Source organism: Ruegeria sp. BB6, from assembly GCF_056539385.1.
Genome location: NZ_JBQFUW010000008.1, coordinates 150,723 through 165,550 on the forward strand (window position 1 = coordinate 150,723; position 14,828 = coordinate 165,550).

The 14,828-nt window shown below is 59.9% G+C and carries 16 protein-coding genes, 1 other RNA gene and 1 riboswitch; of the genes, 6 read left to right on the top strand and 11 right to left on the bottom strand.

Annotation, left to right across the window (positions count from 1 at the left end; translation table 11 throughout):
- Window positions 1–33: 33 nt before the first annotated feature.
- From pta to pdxR, 3 genes are all read right to left on the bottom strand, one after another.
- On the bottom strand, window positions 34–1,047 hold the full coding sequence (pta, locus tag ACR0B7_RS17500; RefSeq protein ID WP_170485733.1) for a phosphate acetyltransferase: 1,014 nt from the start codon (window positions 1,045–1,047) through the stop codon (window positions 34–36).
- Window positions 1,048–1,052: 5 nt separating this feature from the next.
- Window positions 1,053–2,831 carry a sulfoacetaldehyde acetyltransferase gene (xsc, locus tag ACR0B7_RS17505; protein WP_170485732.1) on the bottom strand — a complete coding sequence of 593 codons (1,779 nt, stop codon included), beginning with the start codon at window positions 2,829–2,831 and terminating at the stop codon, window positions 1,053–1,055.
- A 125-nt stretch (window positions 2,832–2,956) separates the two neighbouring features.
- On the bottom strand, window positions 2,957–4,417 hold the full coding sequence (gene pdxR, locus ACR0B7_RS17510; protein ID WP_170485731.1) for a MocR-like pyridoxine biosynthesis transcription factor PdxR: 1,461 nt from the start codon (window positions 4,415–4,417) through the stop codon (window positions 2,957–2,959).
- Between the two features lie 124 nt (window positions 4,418–4,541).
- Between pdxR and ACR0B7_RS17515 the strand changes: the two genes are divergently transcribed.
- Window positions 4,542–4,850 carry a metalloregulator ArsR/SmtB family transcription factor gene (locus ACR0B7_RS17515; RefSeq protein WP_170485730.1) on the top strand — a complete coding sequence of 103 codons (309 nt, stop codon included), beginning with the start codon at window positions 4,542–4,544 and terminating at the stop codon, window positions 4,848–4,850.
- Window positions 4,843–5,874 (top strand): permease, encoded by a 1,032-nt coding sequence (locus tag ACR0B7_RS17520; protein ID WP_170485729.1) that lies wholly within the window; start codon window positions 4,843–4,845, stop codon window positions 5,872–5,874. Before ACR0B7_RS17515 ends, ACR0B7_RS17520 begins: the two co-directional genes overlap by 8 nt.
- An 80-nt stretch (window positions 5,875–5,954) precedes the next feature.
- Here ACR0B7_RS17520 and ACR0B7_RS17525 read toward each other — a convergent pair whose 3' ends face one another.
- Together ACR0B7_RS17525 and ACR0B7_RS17530 are read right to left on the bottom strand one after the other, a co-directional pair.
- Window positions 5,955–6,344 carry a hypothetical protein gene (locus ACR0B7_RS17525; RefSeq protein WP_170485728.1) on the bottom strand — a complete coding sequence of 130 codons (390 nt, stop codon included), beginning with the start codon at window positions 6,342–6,344 and terminating at the stop codon, window positions 5,955–5,957.
- Window positions 6,345–6,396: 52 nt separating this feature from the next.
- On the bottom strand, window positions 6,397–7,158 hold the full coding sequence (locus ACR0B7_RS17530; protein ID WP_170485727.1) for a DUF1013 domain-containing protein: 762 nt from the start codon (window positions 7,156–7,158) through the stop codon (window positions 6,397–6,399).
- Between the two features lie 130 nt (window positions 7,159–7,288).
- Here ACR0B7_RS17530 and ACR0B7_RS17535 point away from each other — a divergent pair, with 130 nt between their 5' ends.
- Window positions 7,289–7,930, top strand: coding sequence for a ribonuclease T2 (locus tag ACR0B7_RS17535; RefSeq protein ID WP_170485726.1), 642 nt, complete (start codon window positions 7,289–7,291; stop codon window positions 7,928–7,930).
- Here ACR0B7_RS17535 and ACR0B7_RS17540 read toward each other — a convergent pair.
- Window positions 7,927–8,415, bottom strand: coding sequence for a hypothetical protein (locus ACR0B7_RS17540; RefSeq protein WP_170485725.1), 489 nt, complete (start codon window positions 8,413–8,415; stop codon window positions 7,927–7,929). The two genes, ACR0B7_RS17535 and ACR0B7_RS17540, sit on opposite strands and share 4 nt — an antisense overlap.
- Before the next feature lie 436 nt (window positions 8,416–8,851).
- On the opposite strand from ACR0B7_RS17540, the gene ACR0B7_RS17545 reads away from it, so the two are divergent.
- Complete coding sequence (locus ACR0B7_RS17545; RefSeq protein ID WP_480682105.1) at window positions 8,852–9,280, top strand: hypothetical protein; 429 nt, start codon at window positions 8,852–8,854, stop codon at window positions 9,278–9,280.
- 21 nt (window positions 9,281–9,301) lie between these two features.
- On the opposite strand, the gene recR is transcribed toward ACR0B7_RS17545, so the two are convergent.
- From recR to ACR0B7_RS17560, 3 genes are all read right to left on the bottom strand, one after another.
- On the bottom strand, window positions 9,302–9,895 hold the full coding sequence (gene recR, locus ACR0B7_RS17550) for a recombination mediator RecR (protein ID WP_170485723.1): 594 nt from the start codon (window positions 9,893–9,895) through the stop codon (window positions 9,302–9,304).
- A gap of 64 nt (window positions 9,896–9,959) precedes the next feature.
- The gene (locus ACR0B7_RS17555) at window positions 9,960–10,304 is read right to left on the bottom strand and encodes a YbaB/EbfC family nucleoid-associated protein (protein WP_170386032.1); all 345 of its coding nucleotides are present in this window, start codon (window positions 10,302–10,304) and stop codon (window positions 9,960–9,962) included.
- Between the two features lie 235 nt (window positions 10,305–10,539).
- The gene (locus tag ACR0B7_RS17560) at window positions 10,540–12,300 is read right to left on the bottom strand and encodes a DNA polymerase III subunit gamma/tau (protein ID WP_170485722.1); all 1,761 of its coding nucleotides are present in this window, start codon (window positions 12,298–12,300) and stop codon (window positions 10,540–10,542) included.
- A gap of 161 nt (window positions 12,301–12,461) precedes the next feature.
- Between ACR0B7_RS17560 and ACR0B7_RS17565 the strand changes: the two genes are divergently transcribed.
- Window positions 12,462–12,968, top strand: a complete 507-nt coding sequence (locus tag ACR0B7_RS17565; RefSeq protein ID WP_480682107.1) for a protein-tyrosine phosphatase family protein — start codon at window positions 12,462–12,464, stop codon at window positions 12,966–12,968.
- 2 nt (window positions 12,969–12,970) lie between these two features.
- Here the strand turns inward: ACR0B7_RS17565 and ACR0B7_RS17570 are convergent, their stop codons facing one another.
- Window positions 12,971–13,378, bottom strand: coding sequence for a hypothetical protein (locus ACR0B7_RS17570; RefSeq protein WP_170485721.1), 408 nt, complete (start codon window positions 13,376–13,378; stop codon window positions 12,971–12,973).
- 82 nt (window positions 13,379–13,460) lie between these two features.
- Window positions 13,461–13,683, bottom strand: a riboswitch (cobalamin riboswitch).
- Between the two features lie 136 nt (window positions 13,684–13,819).
- Between ACR0B7_RS17570 and ACR0B7_RS17575 the strand changes: the two genes are divergently transcribed.
- Window positions 13,820–14,677 carry an alpha/beta fold hydrolase gene (locus ACR0B7_RS17575; protein WP_170386022.1) on the top strand — a complete coding sequence of 286 codons (858 nt, stop codon included), beginning with the start codon at window positions 13,820–13,822 and terminating at the stop codon, window positions 14,675–14,677.
- A gap of 26 nt (window positions 14,678–14,703) precedes the next feature.
- Here ACR0B7_RS17575 and ffs read toward each other — a convergent pair.
- Window positions 14,704–14,802, bottom strand: an RNA gene (gene ffs, locus ACR0B7_RS17580) — signal recognition particle sRNA small type.
- Between the last annotated feature and the right edge of the window lie 26 nt (window positions 14,803–14,828).

The window sequence follows — 14,828 nt, forward strand, 5'->3', positions numbered from 1 at the left end:
AATAACTTTTGCATTTTAGCGGCTATCGGCGGCTCATTTCCCAATCTGGCCATGTTGCGCCTGAACGCTGGTAACGGCGATCATGTGCAGTATGTCTTCGGCCGTACAGCCACGGGACAGATCATTCGCGGGTTTGGCCAGCCCTTGCAGAACTGGTCCGATGGCTTCGACCCCGCCTATTCTTTGTGCAATTTTATACCCCAGGTTGCCTGCGTTCAGGCTGGGAAACACGAATACGTTCGCTTCGCCTTTCAGGGGCGATTCGGTCGCTTTTTGCGCTGCGACCTCGGGCACGAAGGCGGCGTCGAACTGCAGCTCTCCGTCAATCAACAAGTCCGGATCCTTGGCACGCGCGATATGGGTGGCTTCGACAACTTTTGAGACCTTCGGGTGCTCGGCGCTGCCGGATGTCGAGAAGGATAGCATCGCCACGCGCGCCGTATCTCCTGTCAGCGTGGTGTAGGACGCAGCCGAAGCGCGGGCGATTTCCGCCATTTCCTGCGCGTCGGGGTCCACGACCAGACCGCAATCGGCGAATATGCGCGCTCCCTTTACCTCGTGGTGGTCCTGGCAGAACAGCATCAGGAAAAAACTTGAAACCATGGCGGCGTCCGGGGCCGTGCCGATGATCTGCAATGCGGTGCGCACAGTGTCCGAGGTGGTCTCGACCGCGCCGCCTACTGTGCCGTCGGCAATGCCCTGTTGCACAAGCATGGCTGCGTAGGTCAGGCGGTTGGTGATCCGCTGGCGCGCGTCATCCAGCGTCATGCCCTTGTGCTTGCGTCGCTCGTACAAGGCTTCTGCCAGTTTGGGTGTCAGCGCAGATGTTGCCGGATCGTGGATTTCGATGTGTTCGCGGTTGAACTCGCCCTGCGCCTCCAACAGAGGTGTAACCTTGGCTGTGTCGCCAACCAGAATGATCCGCGCGACATTCTCTTTCACCGCCATGACCGCGCCCTCGACGACACGGGGATCATCGCCCTCGGAAAGGGCGATGATTTTGTCCGACGCGCTGGCCGTCCCGAGAATGGCGCGCAGAGGCTTCACGCGGGTTAAGCCCCGGCCTGCGGGGTCATGTCATCCGCGCTGATGCCCGCAACCGCCACCGGTTTCTTCATCGCGTCGCGGCGGAAGGGCTCACCCAGTTCCTGGTTGATCATCGCTTCGATCAGGGTGGTGATGCCGTTTTTCTGGTCTTCGATCGCCTGGTTCAGCGCCGCTGTCAGCTCGTCCATCGTATGAGCCACGACACCTTTCAGGCCACATGCCTGCGCGATCCCGGCATACGAGACTTTGGTGCCCAGCTCGGTGCCCACGAAATTGTCGTCAAACCAAAGGGTCGAGTTCCGTTTCTCGGCCCCCCACTGGTAGTTGCGGAAGACGATCTGCGTGATCGCCGGCCATTCCTCGCGCCCGATTGCGGTCAGTTCGTTTACCGCGATGCCAAAAGCGCCGTCCCCAGAGAAGCCGACAACCGGAGTATCCGGGTTGCCGATTTTTGCGCCGACGACGGACGGCAGCCCGTAGCCACACGGCCCGAACAGTCCCGGTGCCAGGTATTTGCGGCCCGCCTCAAAAGACGGATAGGCGTTGCCGATGGCGCAGTTGTTGCCGATGTCCGAGGAAATGATTGCTTCGTTTGGCAGCGCCGCCTGTATCGCACGCCACGCCATGCGAGGGCTCATCCAGTCTGGCTTGGCGGCACGAGCGCGCTGGTTCCATGTGGTGCCAGGATCGTCATCCTCGTGATCCATGCTCGAGAGTTGCTGTGCCCAAGCCGATTTCTTTTGCGAAATTCGAGACTTGCGCTCGATCCGGCCTGCGTCCCCGGCTGTATCGCTGAGCTGCTCAAGGATGCCCTTGGCGACTTTGGCGGCGTCCCCGATCACGCCAACCGAGACTTTCTTGGTCAGGCCGATGCGGTCGGGGTTGATGTCGACCTGAATGATCTTGGCGTCAGCGGGCCAGTATTCCATGCCATAGCCCGGCAGGGTCGAGAACGGGTTCAGACGGGTGCCGAGGCACAAAACCACATCGGCCTCACTGATCAGCTCCATCCCCGCTTTTGAGCCGTTGTAACCCAAAGGACCGGCGAACAGAGGGTGGCTGCCGGGGAAGGCGTCATTGTGCTGGTAGCCGACGCAGACCGGCGCATCCAGACGTTCGGCCAAAGCGATCGAGGCGTCGATCCCACCTTCGGACAAAACCACACCCGCGCCGTTCAGGATCACCGGGTTCTTGGCGTTCGACAGCAGGTCTGCCGCCTGCGCCACGGCGCTCTCACCACCTGAGGGGCGCTCGAATTCCACAATCGCGGGCAGGTCTACGTCGATCACCTGAGTCCACATGTCACGTGGGATGTTCAACTGAGCCGGCGCGCTGGCGCGTTTCGCCTGCATGATCACGCGGTTCAGAACCTCGCACACGCGGGACGGGTCGCGGACTTCTTCCTGATAGGCGACCATGTCCTCGAACAGTTTCATCTGTTCGACTTCCTGAAAGCCGCCCTGACCGATGGTCTTGTTCGCCGCCTGCGGTGTGACCAACAGCAGCGGAGTGTGGTTCCAATAGGCGGTTTTGACGGCGGTGACAAAGTTGGTGATGCCGGGGCCGTTCTGCGCGATCATCATCGACATCTTGCCGGTGGCGCGGGTATAGCCGTCGGCCATCATGCCCGCGCTGCCCTCATGCGCACAGTCCCAGAACATGATGCCCGCCTTGGGAAACAGGTCCGAGATCGGCATCATGGCCGAACCGATGATCCCGAACGCATGTTCGATCCCGTGCATTTGCAGAACCTTAACAAAGGCTTCTTCCGTGGTCATTTTCATCTGACTGATCTCCGCGCATGTGTGGAATGGCCGGGCGATTTACCCTGCCTTTGAATACGGTTTTGGCCCAAGGGAACGGGTGGCGTTAGGGCCAGAACGAACGGCGGAATAGGTCCAGAGCTGACTTAGTATGCACCGATGGCGTCGGCGATGAGTTTCGCACCGGGTGCAATGCGATCAAGGGCGATCGAAGAATAGCCGAGGCGATAGAAATTCCGCGGCCGTTCAGGGCCGGAAAAGAACGGTGCGCCCGGCTCGATATGAACGCTCTGACCGCGCAGCCTTTGCGCGAGTTCCGTCGTGTCCACATGGGGCGGCGCAGACATCCACAGGGATGACCCACCAAGAATCCCGCGTCCGGCAACGGTCAGGCCATGCTGATCCACGGCCTTGTCCAGCGCGTCGCGCCGTTGGGCCAGCGCCTTTGACATCCTTCGGATTTGCGCATCGTAGTGGCCAAGCGACAGGAAGTATGCGGCTGTGCGCTGGATATGTCCGGGGGGATGGCGCAGCGCCAGCGAGCGCAGGGCGCGGGCCTCGCGAATGAACGGTTCCGAGCCCACCATGTAGCCAAGGCGCAGCCCCGGAAAGAGCGATTTGGAAAAGCTGCCCACATAGATCACCCGCCCGTCCCGGTCCATCGACTTGAGCGCGGGAGAGGGCGCGCCCAGAAAGGCCATCTCGAATTCGTAATCATCCTCGACCACCATCGCGTCAAGTTCGCGCGCGCGAGTCAGCAAGTCTGTTCGGCGGTCCACGGGCATGGTCGCGGTGGTCGGGCTTTGGTGGCTGGGTGTCGTGAAGATCACGTCTGTCTCATTCGGCAGCGCGTGGGCGGGCAGACCATCACGGTCAACCGGGACAGGGGCCACTTTACACTCGGAATGGTTCAAGAGATCGCGCAGCGCATAATAGCAGGGATCCTCGATCACAGCCGTGCGATTGCGATTCAGCAATATGCGCGAGGCTAGCCAAAGGGCGTTCTGCGCACCCATGGTGATCAGGATTTCTTCTGGTCGCGCAGCAATGCCTCGACGGGGCAGGGTGTGTCGGGCGATGAACTCGACCAGCAATGGATCGTCCTGATCGACGTAATCTCCGGTCAGAGAGTCAAAGTCCTTGTGACCCAAGGCACGCACTGCGCAGAGACGCCAGTTGGCGTGGTCGAAAAGCGTTCGATCTGCCTGTCCGTAGATAAAGGGATAGCGATAATCGCGCCAGTCGCTGGGTTTGGACAAAACTTCCCCGTCCGAGAAGCGCCGCGCCAGCGCCGTATTCCAGTCAACGGTTTCGTCCCCGCGCTGAACCGGCGAGTACTTTGGTGGCACTGGGGCATTTTGCGAGACATAGTACCCCGATCGGCCCTTTGCTGTCAGGTAGTCATTGGCCAGCAGTTCCGTATAAGCCAGCGTCACCGTAATCCGGCTTACGCCCAGATGCGCGGCCAGTTTGCGGGATGAGGGCAGCTTTTCGCCCACGTGAAAACGGCCCGACAGAATGCCCTCGGCAATCATCTGCTGGATCTGTGCCTGCAGCGTGCCTTGTCCGTTGAGTTCAAGAAAGAAGGTGTCGACCGAAATGCCCATAGGGTCTTATAGGGTGGACTTATGGGGTGGGCAATCTGGACTTACAAGGATTTGTCCATTTGCGTTGACAACGGAATTCGACTCACCTAAATAACTAGAAATCTAGTTTAATGGAGAATGCGATATGTGGAAAACCGCCGCAGCAGGATTTTCGGCCATGGGATCCGAGGCCCGGTTGAAAGTTCTGAAAACTCTGGTCCGGGCAGGTGAGGCCGGGTTGACCGTTGGCGAAATACAGGAACGCACGGGTATCGCGCCGTCGACACTGGCGCATCACCTGCGGTTTCTGGCGGCCGGTGGTGTCGTTGAGCAAGAGAAAATAGGGCGCACAACGATCAACCGCGCCAGCTATGACGAGCTTAGAAATCTGGCGCAGTTCATCTTGTCCGAGTGCTGCGCGGACGAAGTGGGAAAGGCCGCGAACGATGGCTGAACTGACACAGAACCAGAAGATTTCGGGAAAAGCTGCGCTGGACGTGATCAAAACGCCATGGGCGGTGATCGTCGCGATTTTGATCGCCGTGGCGGTTCTGGACCCCGGAAACTGGGCAGAGGTTGTCACTTTCGCAGGCAAGGCACTTGCGCATACCGGGCAATATATCCTGTTTGCTGTCCTGCTTCTGTCTTACCTCAAGGCGACAGGGGCCGAGGTCATGGTCGCCCGCGCCTTTGAAGGGCGCGAGACACGGATGATTTTCCTCGCCGCTCTGTTTGGCGGGTTGGCACCGTTTTGTTCCTGCGAGGTGATCCCCTTCATCGCGGGACTGCTGGCGCTGGGTGCGCCCTTGTCGGCGGTGATGGCGTTCTGGCTCAGCTCCCCTCTGATCGACCCGCCCACCTTGCTGATCACTGCGGGGGCATTGGGCTGGCCGTTCGCGATCGGGAAAGCCGTGGCTGCTGTCGCTCTGGGGCTATTCGGCGGTTTCGTCGTGCGTGGTCTGATGCGCAGCGGTGCATTCGCGCAGCCGCTACGGGAATACAAACCAGCCGGTTGCTGCGGGTGTGGCCCCAAGCAGGATGACAAACCCGTCTGGCGGTTCTGGCAAGAGCCCGAGCGTCGCCAGCGCTTTCGGTCCGAATTCGTTCACAACGGCCTGTTCCTGCTGAAATGGCTGGCTCTGGCCTATGTGCTCGAGGCGCTGCTGGTCAGCTATGTTCCGGCCGATCTGATCGCTCGGGTGGTTGGTGGTGAGGGTGTCTTGCCGATCGTCATCGCGGCTCTGGTCGGGATGCCTGCTTACCTGAACTCATACGTTGCACCGCCGCTGCTGGCCGGTCTGACCGAACAAGGGATGAGTGTCGGGGCCGCCATGTCTTTCATGGTCGCAGGTGCGGTCAGTTCGATCCCGGCAATGGCCGCCGTCTGGTCGCTGGTCAAACCGAAGGTGTTTGCGACCTATCTGGGGCTGGGCATAACCGGGGCCATTATCGCAGGGATCATATTTCAGATGATCTAGTGCGATTGGGGTCTCAAGCTGAACCCGAAACGCCTAAAAGGAAAAACCGCCCGGTGGTGTCACCGGGCGGTTTTGCGTGATCAGCTTGCTTCGCAATATCGCGGCAGCTTGAAGCGGTATCGCGGTTCGCCACTTTCGACGTAAACGCGTTTTTCTATGCAGGCTTTGTCGCCAACGGTCTGGGAAATCGGCGCTTCGGTGGATGAGATCGACGTCGCGGATCCGTCCGGCAACCGTACCGAGGCGATGACCCCGTTCTTGAGATCCCCGTTGATCGGCGTGGCAGACAGGACCGGGACCGTCATGAACGCTTCGTGCTCGTGCCGCCCGTCATCGTTGAGCAGCAAGAGCGCCGCTGCAACGGCAACAACTCCGACGCCTCCCAGCACAGCCAGACCCTTGGTCTTTATAAAGGCATAGATCGACACGGCTCGGTGCGGACCAAATACGGCAGACAATACGTTCAGCATGTGGTTCCCGTTAAAAAAGCCCCGGCCCGTTCAGGCAGGGGCTGTCTGTGCATTAGGGGCGCAGATCGTCTTCGTCTTCATCCTCGGCCCCGCCTTTGGGCAGGTTGAAGAAGCTGTCCGCGTCGATGACCGGCTCGTCGTCTTTTTCTTCGACCGGTTCGTCGGACAGCGAGAATGTTTCCAGACCTTCGATCGCGGTCGGGATTTTTGGCGCGGCGTCCATTTCCAGCGACTGCTCGGTCGAGACCAGCTTGCGGCGCTCATCATCGCTCATGACGCCACCTTCGGCGGCTTTCTTGGCCGCGGCCTTCTGAACGATCGCATCCAGTTCGGACTGTTTGCACAGACCCAGGGCGACCGGGTCGATCGGCTGCATGTTGGCGATGTTCCAGTGCGTGCGCTCGCGGATCGACTGGATAGTGGGCTTGGTGGTGCCGACCAGCTTGGCGATCTGACCATCGCTGAGTTCAGGGTGGAACTTGACCAGCCACAGGATCGAGTTCGGACGGTCCTGACGTTTGGACAGCGGCGTATAACGCGGGCCACGGCGCTTTTCTTCGCCTGCGGCAGCGGCGTTGAACTTGAGCTTGAGCTTGTGCAGTGGGTTGTTCTGCGCAGCGTCGATCTCGTCCTGGGTCAGCTGGTTGTTGGCGATGGGGTCGAACCCCTTGACGCCAGCGGCCACGTCGCCGTCGGCGATGCCTTGCACTTCAAGCTCGTGCATGCCTACGAAATCCGCGATCTGCTTGAAGCTGATCGTGGTGTTGTCCACCAGCCATACGGCTGTTGCCTTGGCCATAAGCGGTTTTGCCATCAGCCCGTCTCCTTTAAATACATCTGTCCCGTCGCCGGAATTCGGCGGCCCCGTGGTCTTGGGGCAGGTTTCCGTTGTCGGGGAACTTGGCCCGTGTATAGTCGCGCAAGGTCAAGAAGGGAAGAGGCGAATGCGCCAAGCGATTCTGGGGCTGACTGTATGGGCGATAAGCGCGATGTCAGCCGTGGCGGATGGCAAAGCGGCAGGTGCGTTCGACTACTATGTTCTGTCGCTCAGCTGGTCGCCCAACTGGTGCGCGCGCGAAGGGGATGCGCGTGGATCAGATCAGTGCGACGCGCGCCACGATCACGGCTGGATCCTGCATGGGTTGTGGCCACAGTTTCATCGGGGCTGGCCGTCCTATTGCCAAACCGCCGAGGCTCCACCCTCGCGCCGTATGACGCGGGAAATGGCGGATATTCAGGGCACGTCCGGTTTGGCGTGGCATCAGTGGAAGAAACACGGAACCTGCTCGGGCCTCTCCGCGCCGGATTTTTTCGCCCTGTCGCGCCATGCTTACGAGCAAGTCGTGCGGCCCGAGGTCTTTCGCAAGCTGGATGAGACCGTCAAACTTCCGGCCTCGGTGGTTGAAGAGGCGTTTCTGAAAGCCAATCCGGGGCTACAGCCGGACATGATCACCATCACGTGCAAGCAAGGCTATATCCAAGAGGTCCGCCTGTGCCTGTCGCGCGATCTTGAACCGGTGCCCTGTGGCCGGGATGTGATCCGGGACTGCACGGCGACAGACGCCCTGTTTGATCCGATTCGCTAGAGCTTTTTGTTCTGGCAGTCGCGCGCGTATTCCAGCGCCTTGGCCGTGCCGTTCAGGTCTATGGCCATGACGGTTTCTCCTGCCGGATTGTAAACGGTCATTGTGCGGTTCTGAGCAATGGCATTCACAAAGTTCCGGTCGGTGAAAAACACGGTCGCACCCGGCACGCGGTTCTGTTTGAACCCAATGGCGGTGGCGTCAAAGCTATTGCCGTCCAGCTCGAACCGGATGGGGTAGCTTTGGCCCTGTTCAATATCCCCCCACGCCTTGTTGAAAACCGTAAAATACCCGCGGTCGCCCAAAGCGTCATAGCCTAGACGAACGACCGACAGATCCTCGTACACCGTCTGGATCAGGCACCCGTTGCCAAGCGCGGGGTCCATCATGATGTTCCAACCCTCGGCAAAGCCTTTGTCGATGAGTTCCTGCGACCAAGCGGCGGTTGCGGTGAAGGCGGCGAGGGTGAGGGCGAGAAGGCGGGTCATGATCTCTTTTCATAGACTGTGAATTAACTTCTCGAACTCTAAATGACATGCAAATCGGAACAAAGGGTTTATCGGTGCCACAAAGTTGAATTTTTCCTTTTGACTTTGAAACGCCAGTTGTGCGTTTGTTGATTAAACCACATTTTCATCTTTCGGAGGCGGCGGCTACTTGATTCCGGGTCCTATTACTCTTCGAGTCTATGTTTTTAGGATACTCACTGCAATTTGCTGTGTAGTCGGACCAGTCGTTTGGGCAGAAGGCGAGCTACCTGAAAAACCCAGTGGTTTCCGATTTGACCCAAACGCCTATTGTGCGACCCACGGATGTCGCAAAGGTCCATCAATCCTTGATCCGCCAATTCAGGAGGAAGAATGGCAACCCTTTGAAAGTACAGATCCGGTGGTTTGGGGGGCCGACGCGTGCCTGGGATATTTCTTGACCAAAGATGAGAGTGCGTGGAATGGCGGCACGACTGAAGATAAGGCCGTCGACAAACACAGCATTTATGTAGTCCTAGGCAATTTCTTGGCGCGGTTTCACGTCTTTGACTGGCCGCCCATTGATGCAGCCAAACCCTATGCGAACTATGGGGTTTTTCAGTGCAAAAATACGCGCTGGCCTGAACACAAGCTGGACGCTGAGCGCAGCACGGAACTGAAAAAGTGGACGGAGTTCAGGCTGTCCAGTGCGAATGGTTGGGTCGGAAGTATCGAAAGCTTTGCCGGGTACTTGAAAGGATTATTTAGGAATGATGCCGTCGGTCTAACGGTTCATTTCGAGAACTACAGTGGCGCGCGCGTCCGGTTTGAAGCGGACTATTTGGGGCCACCGGTGCTGATTGACGAAACCGATGGGCTCTATTGACGCGCTACAGCCCGCAACGGCTCACAACTCCTTCCGCGCCCTCAAAGCCGCCGTAATCGTCCCATCATCCAGATAATCCAGCTCCCCCCCAATCGGCACGCCTTGCGCTAGCGAGGTCAGGCGGACCTGCCCCTCTAGCTGATCGGCGATATAGTGCGCTGTGGTCTGGCCATCGACGGTGGCATTCAGGGCGAGGATGACCTCGGTAACTCCTTCGGCCACCACCCGGTCCTTAAGGCGGGGGATGCGCAACTCGTCCGGGCCGACGCCGTCCAGTGCCGATAGCGTGCCGCCCAGAACATGATAGCGGCCTTTGAACACGCCCGCGCGCTCCATCGCCCAAAGGTCAGCGACGTCCTCGACCACGCACAGCTCACCAGTCGCGCGGACCTCGCTGTTGCAGATATCGCAGATATCGGTCGTCCCCACGTTACCACAGTTCAGACATTCGCGGGCGGTGATGGCGACCTGCTGCATGGCATCGGATAGGGGGGTCAGCAGCAGGGCGCGCTTGCGGATTAGGTGCAGCACAGCGCGGCGGGCCGAGCGCGGACCCAACCCTGGCAGCTTGGCCAACAGGTCGATCAGGTTGTCGATGTCGCTGTTCGAGCTCACTGCGCGTGCTCCTGCAAATGAGCCGGGCAGTGGCGCCCGGCCTGTGTTTCGTCAGGAGTGTCTATCAGAACGGCAGCTTGATGTCTGCGGGCAGGCCCATGCTTTCGGTAAGCTTTGCCATTTCTTCCTGCGACCGCTCTGCCGCTTTGGTCTGCGCGTCCTTGATGGCGGCAAGGATCAGGTCTTCGACCACTTCCTTGTCGTCGCCGTTGAAGATCGACGGGTCAATGTCCAGACCTTTCAGCTCGCCTTTTGCAGTGGCGGTGGCCTTGACCAGCCCGGCACCGGATTCGCCAACAACCATAATGGTGTTCAGTTCTTCCTGCATGTCGGTCATCTTTGTCTGCAAATCCTGTGCGGATTTCATCATCTTGGCCATGTCGCCCAGACCGCCGAGTCCTTTGAGCATCGTGTTTCTCCTGTAAGTCAGTTTGAAGTCTAAATACGGGCGGCACCCGCGCGGCACAAGGGCCGTAGGGCTCCCGCCCGTCGTCAAGGTCTTTGGCAAGACCTTTCCTCCCGTTGGGCCCGGCAGCGCGGGCTTTGCCCGCGCTGCCGGGCCCAAGTCCGCTCAGGGGTATCGGCGTCAGCCGATGGCCCGTGGCGGGCGCGGGAGTATCACGGGTATTGATTTCGCGAAGGGTTCAATCCTCCTCGAACGGGTCCCATTCGTCTTCGACTTCGGGCAAGGCTTCTGTTTCGACCTTGGCGGCGCGTTCCTCGGGCGTTTCGATCCTTTTGATCCAAGCTTTTGGGAACTGTTCCAGCACCGCCTGAACCAGCGGATGCTGCTCGGCCTGCGCACGCAGCGCGAGGTCTGCGGCGTCCCTGACCTCGGCGATTGTCGCCGTGTCACCGTCCGATACGACTGATACCGCCCAGCGATTTCCGGTCCAGCGTTGCAACGCCGATCCCAGCCTTTGCGCCAAATCCGTCGGAGCATTGTCGGCCGGAGTAAACTCGATCCGTCCCGGCTGGTACGAAACCAGACGCACGCCGTTTTCAACCTCGACCAGCAGTTTCACGTCCCGGTTAGTGCGGATCAGTTCGACCACATGTTCAAAGGTCGGATACCGGGCCAAGGCGGTCTGAGTGTCCCGCGCCAAAGCTGCGCTGGGTGCGCCCGCGCCGCCACCTGCTGGCGCCGCGTAAGACTGTACTGACGGCGCATGAGCCTGAACGGTGCCGTGCGACGGCGCTGGCATTCCGCCGCCGGGTCCGCCGTTGGGGGCAGGGGGTGGCGCGTCCTGAAGACGTCTGATCAGATCTTCCGGGGTGGGCAGGTCGGCGACATGGGTCAGCCGGATAATGGCCATTTCCGCCGACATCATCGCATTTGGCGCGGCCGAAACCTCTTCGAGCGCTTTCAACAGCATCTGCCACATCCGGGTCAGGATGCGCATCGGAAGGGCTTCGGCCATCTGAACGCCCCGCGCGCGTTCGTCAGGCGAGACAGTCGGGTCTTCTGCAGCGTCCGGCGTTATCTTGACCACCGAGACCCAATGCGTGATCTCGGCCAGATCGCGCAGCACGGCCAGTGGGTCGGCACCTTCGGCATATTGGCCGCCCAGCTCCGTCAAAGCTCCGGCGGTATCGCCGCGCAGGATCATGTCCATCAGGTCCAGCACACGCCCGCGATCGGCCAATCCCAGCATGGCCCGCACCTGATCGGCACTGGTTTCCCCGGCACCGTGCGAAATAGCCTGATCCAGCAACGAGGTCGCATCCCGGGCCGATCCTTCCGCTGCGCGGGTGATCAGCGCCAGAGCATCCTCGGCGATCTGAGCGTTCTCGGCAGTTGCGATCTTTTTCAGCAGGCCGATCATGTCCTCGGGTTCGATCCGGCGCAGGTCAAAGCGCTGACACCGGGACAGGACCGTCACCGGAACCTTGCGGATCTCGGTGGTGGCGAAGATGAACTTCACGTGCTCGGGCGGTTCCTCAAGGGTCTTGAGCAGAGCGTTGAACGCACTGTTCGACAACATGTGAACTTCGTCGATGATGTATATCTTGTAGCGTGCACTGGCGGCGCGATAGCGGACACTTTCGATGATCTCGCGAATGTCGTTCACACCGGTGCGGCTTGCGGCGTCCATCTCCATCACGTCAACATGGCGGCCTTCCATGATGGCCACGCAGTGTTCGCACTGGCCGCAGGGTTCGATCGTCGCTTTGCCCTCGCCGTCTGGTCCGATGCAGTTCATGCCCTTGGCAATGATCCGCGCCGTCGTGGTTTTGCCGGTGCCGCGAATGCCGGTCATGATGAATGCCTGCGCGATCCGATCGGCCTCGAATGCGTTTTTCAGCGTGCGCACCATCGCGTCCTGGCCCACGAGGTCGGCAAAAGTTTCAGGACGGTATTTACGCGCGAGCACCTGATAGGCGGGGCTTGGAGATTCGGTCATGTCTGCTCTGTCGGATTCGTATCAGCTTTGCAGCGTAGTGACCCCCGCCGTCTACGTCCACAGCAGGGTGCGATGAATTTCGATTTGGCATGACAGATCGCAGGAGGTACAGCTTTTGGTAAGTATGTTTGCCCCGTTCGCGGGCCTTCTATGCGGGCTGCGTGGTTATTTTGGACAAGTTTGAAATCTATCCCGTACCGATTGGTTCCGGCTTGGTGGCCTTGGCTCCGATACCGGGTCGGCATGGGGACTACGCTGGGGATCTGGGAACACTCCTTGAATGGCGGCCAGACCTGGTGATCTCAATGACGACGGACATCGAAATGGCAGATGCCAGGGTGAGCGGGCTGGGACACGATTTGCAGTGCAATTCGGTCAAATGGGTTCACCTGCCGATCGAAGACTTTGGTGCCCCGTCGTCAGGGTCGCAAACAGAATGGTCCGAAGTCAGCGCTGCGGCACGGCGGATACTTTCAGGCGGTGGCAAGGTTCTGGTGCACTGCCGGGGCGGGTGCGGGCGTTCCGGTATGACGGTATTGCGCCTCATGGTGGAAAGCGGCGAAAACCCTGAGCAGGCTCTGCGCAGATTGCGGGCCGCAAGGCCATGCGCCGTGGAAACCGCCGCGCAGCTTGCTTGGGCGACGGCACCGGTTCCGCGAGGCGTTTGACGTCACACCCCAAGCTGATGCTGCGCGGCGGACGCCGGTTGCGCCGCAAATGTCGTCACCTGGAGCATTGCGCACGGCAATTCAGAAACAACTCCGGCTGGCATGAAGGTTGTGTCCTGGCCGAACATCAGGTCGGCGTATTCATTCAGGATTGCGGAAGGCGTGTCAGAGCCAATGCCGCAAAACACCCTGATCTGAGCGTGATCCGCGCGAAAACGTGCGGTGCACCCGTCGGCGCAATGGTCCAGCTCGCCGCTGCCCTCCACCTCAAATTCACGGTTGGTCGCAGGCTGCGCGGTCGCCATCGCATCCGCCAATGCGCGCGCCATCTGAGCCAGCGCCGGGCAGGGTTTGCCGGTCTTCTGGCATACCGTTGCCGAAAATTCGTGAGTTTTTGTCTTCCAGATCATACTGCGCCCTCCGCGCGTTGGCCGGGGCATTGGTCAGGAAGGTTCAGCGAACTGAAGACCTGCCCGGACGCCCCGCCCGAGTTTCGGTTTTGGTTCGATGGCAGGTCTCCTGACTTGCGGGTCTTCGCGTTGCCGACCTTCCCAGCCATTTGGCCAGTGGTGTCTCGGCATTGCTCACCGCTTACAGTTGCGGGGGCAGTCGCGGCCTTGGTCCGTTCCGGTTTCTCCGGTTGGGACCGCACCGTGTTCCCTTTTCATCCCGCTCCCAGAGATCGGGAACGAGAACCATCACGCCATCGCTAGCGGGTGAAATCCTTCCGAGTCAAGCGTGCAGTAGAATTCAAACGGACGCATGGTCACTCTTGCGCGCTCTTGACTCTGTGGGCGCAAATGGCCCGATAGGAGAGTGAACCGAACAGTTCAGTAGCTTCGAGAGGGCCCATGTTGGATAACTTGCAGTCGGTGCTGACCGAGGATTTCTTGATTCCCTCTGGCCAGGCAAAATTGTCGGCGCGATTGTATTTGCCGATGACAAAGCCAGAGATTGCCGTCGTCGTGCACGGCGCGACGGGTGTTCCGCGAGACTATTACCAGCACTTCGCTCACTGGCTGGCGGCCGAACAGGGTATCGCCTGTCTGACCTACGACTACAGCGATTTCGGCCATTCCCTGACAGGGCGGAGGCAGGACGCGCAGGCGACAATGGCGGGTTGGGCCTTGAATGACATGCCTGCGGCGCGCGCCGAAATGCGTAGACGGTTCCCTAACGCGCAACAGTGGAGCATCGGTCATTCCCTTGGTGGCATGCTCGGCCCGGTTTCGCCCGATTGTGAACAGATCGACCGTATGATCTGTATCTGTTCGGGTCTGGCGACTTTGTCAGATCACCCGTGGCCCTACCGCGCCTTGGCTTCGATGTTCTGGTACGGCCACGTGCCTCTGGTTGTAAAATCTTTGGGCTACCTGCCGGGCAAGGCCACCGGGTTTGGCGCTGATCTGCCGTCAGGCGTGTATTGGCAGTGGCGCGATTGGTGCACTGCGCCCCAGAATTACCTGCCCGAAATCGGAAAAAGCCTACCGGCTGCGGACTGGTCCAAGCACGGAAAGCCCGTGGAATTGTTTGCGCTTGAAGACGACCAACTGGCGCCGCCAAAGGCCGTGTGGCGTCTGGCCAACCTTTATGGTCCAAGTGCACGTCGGAACTTGTTGTCAGCGCAAGATTTCGGACTGAAACAGATTGGGCATATCGGAATCTTTGCACGCCGAAGCGCTGCCATTTGGCCCCGTCTGATCGCCTGACGCGGCAACACATTTTCGGTTTGGAGAAGTGAGAGGTTGGACATCGACCCAAGCGGGGCTCGTTGTGGCTGCTTCCTTCCGGACCTGACCAGGTTGGCGAGGCGCTCGCCCGCGCCAACCTCTCAGGGGTGGATATAGGCATCTGCCGCGC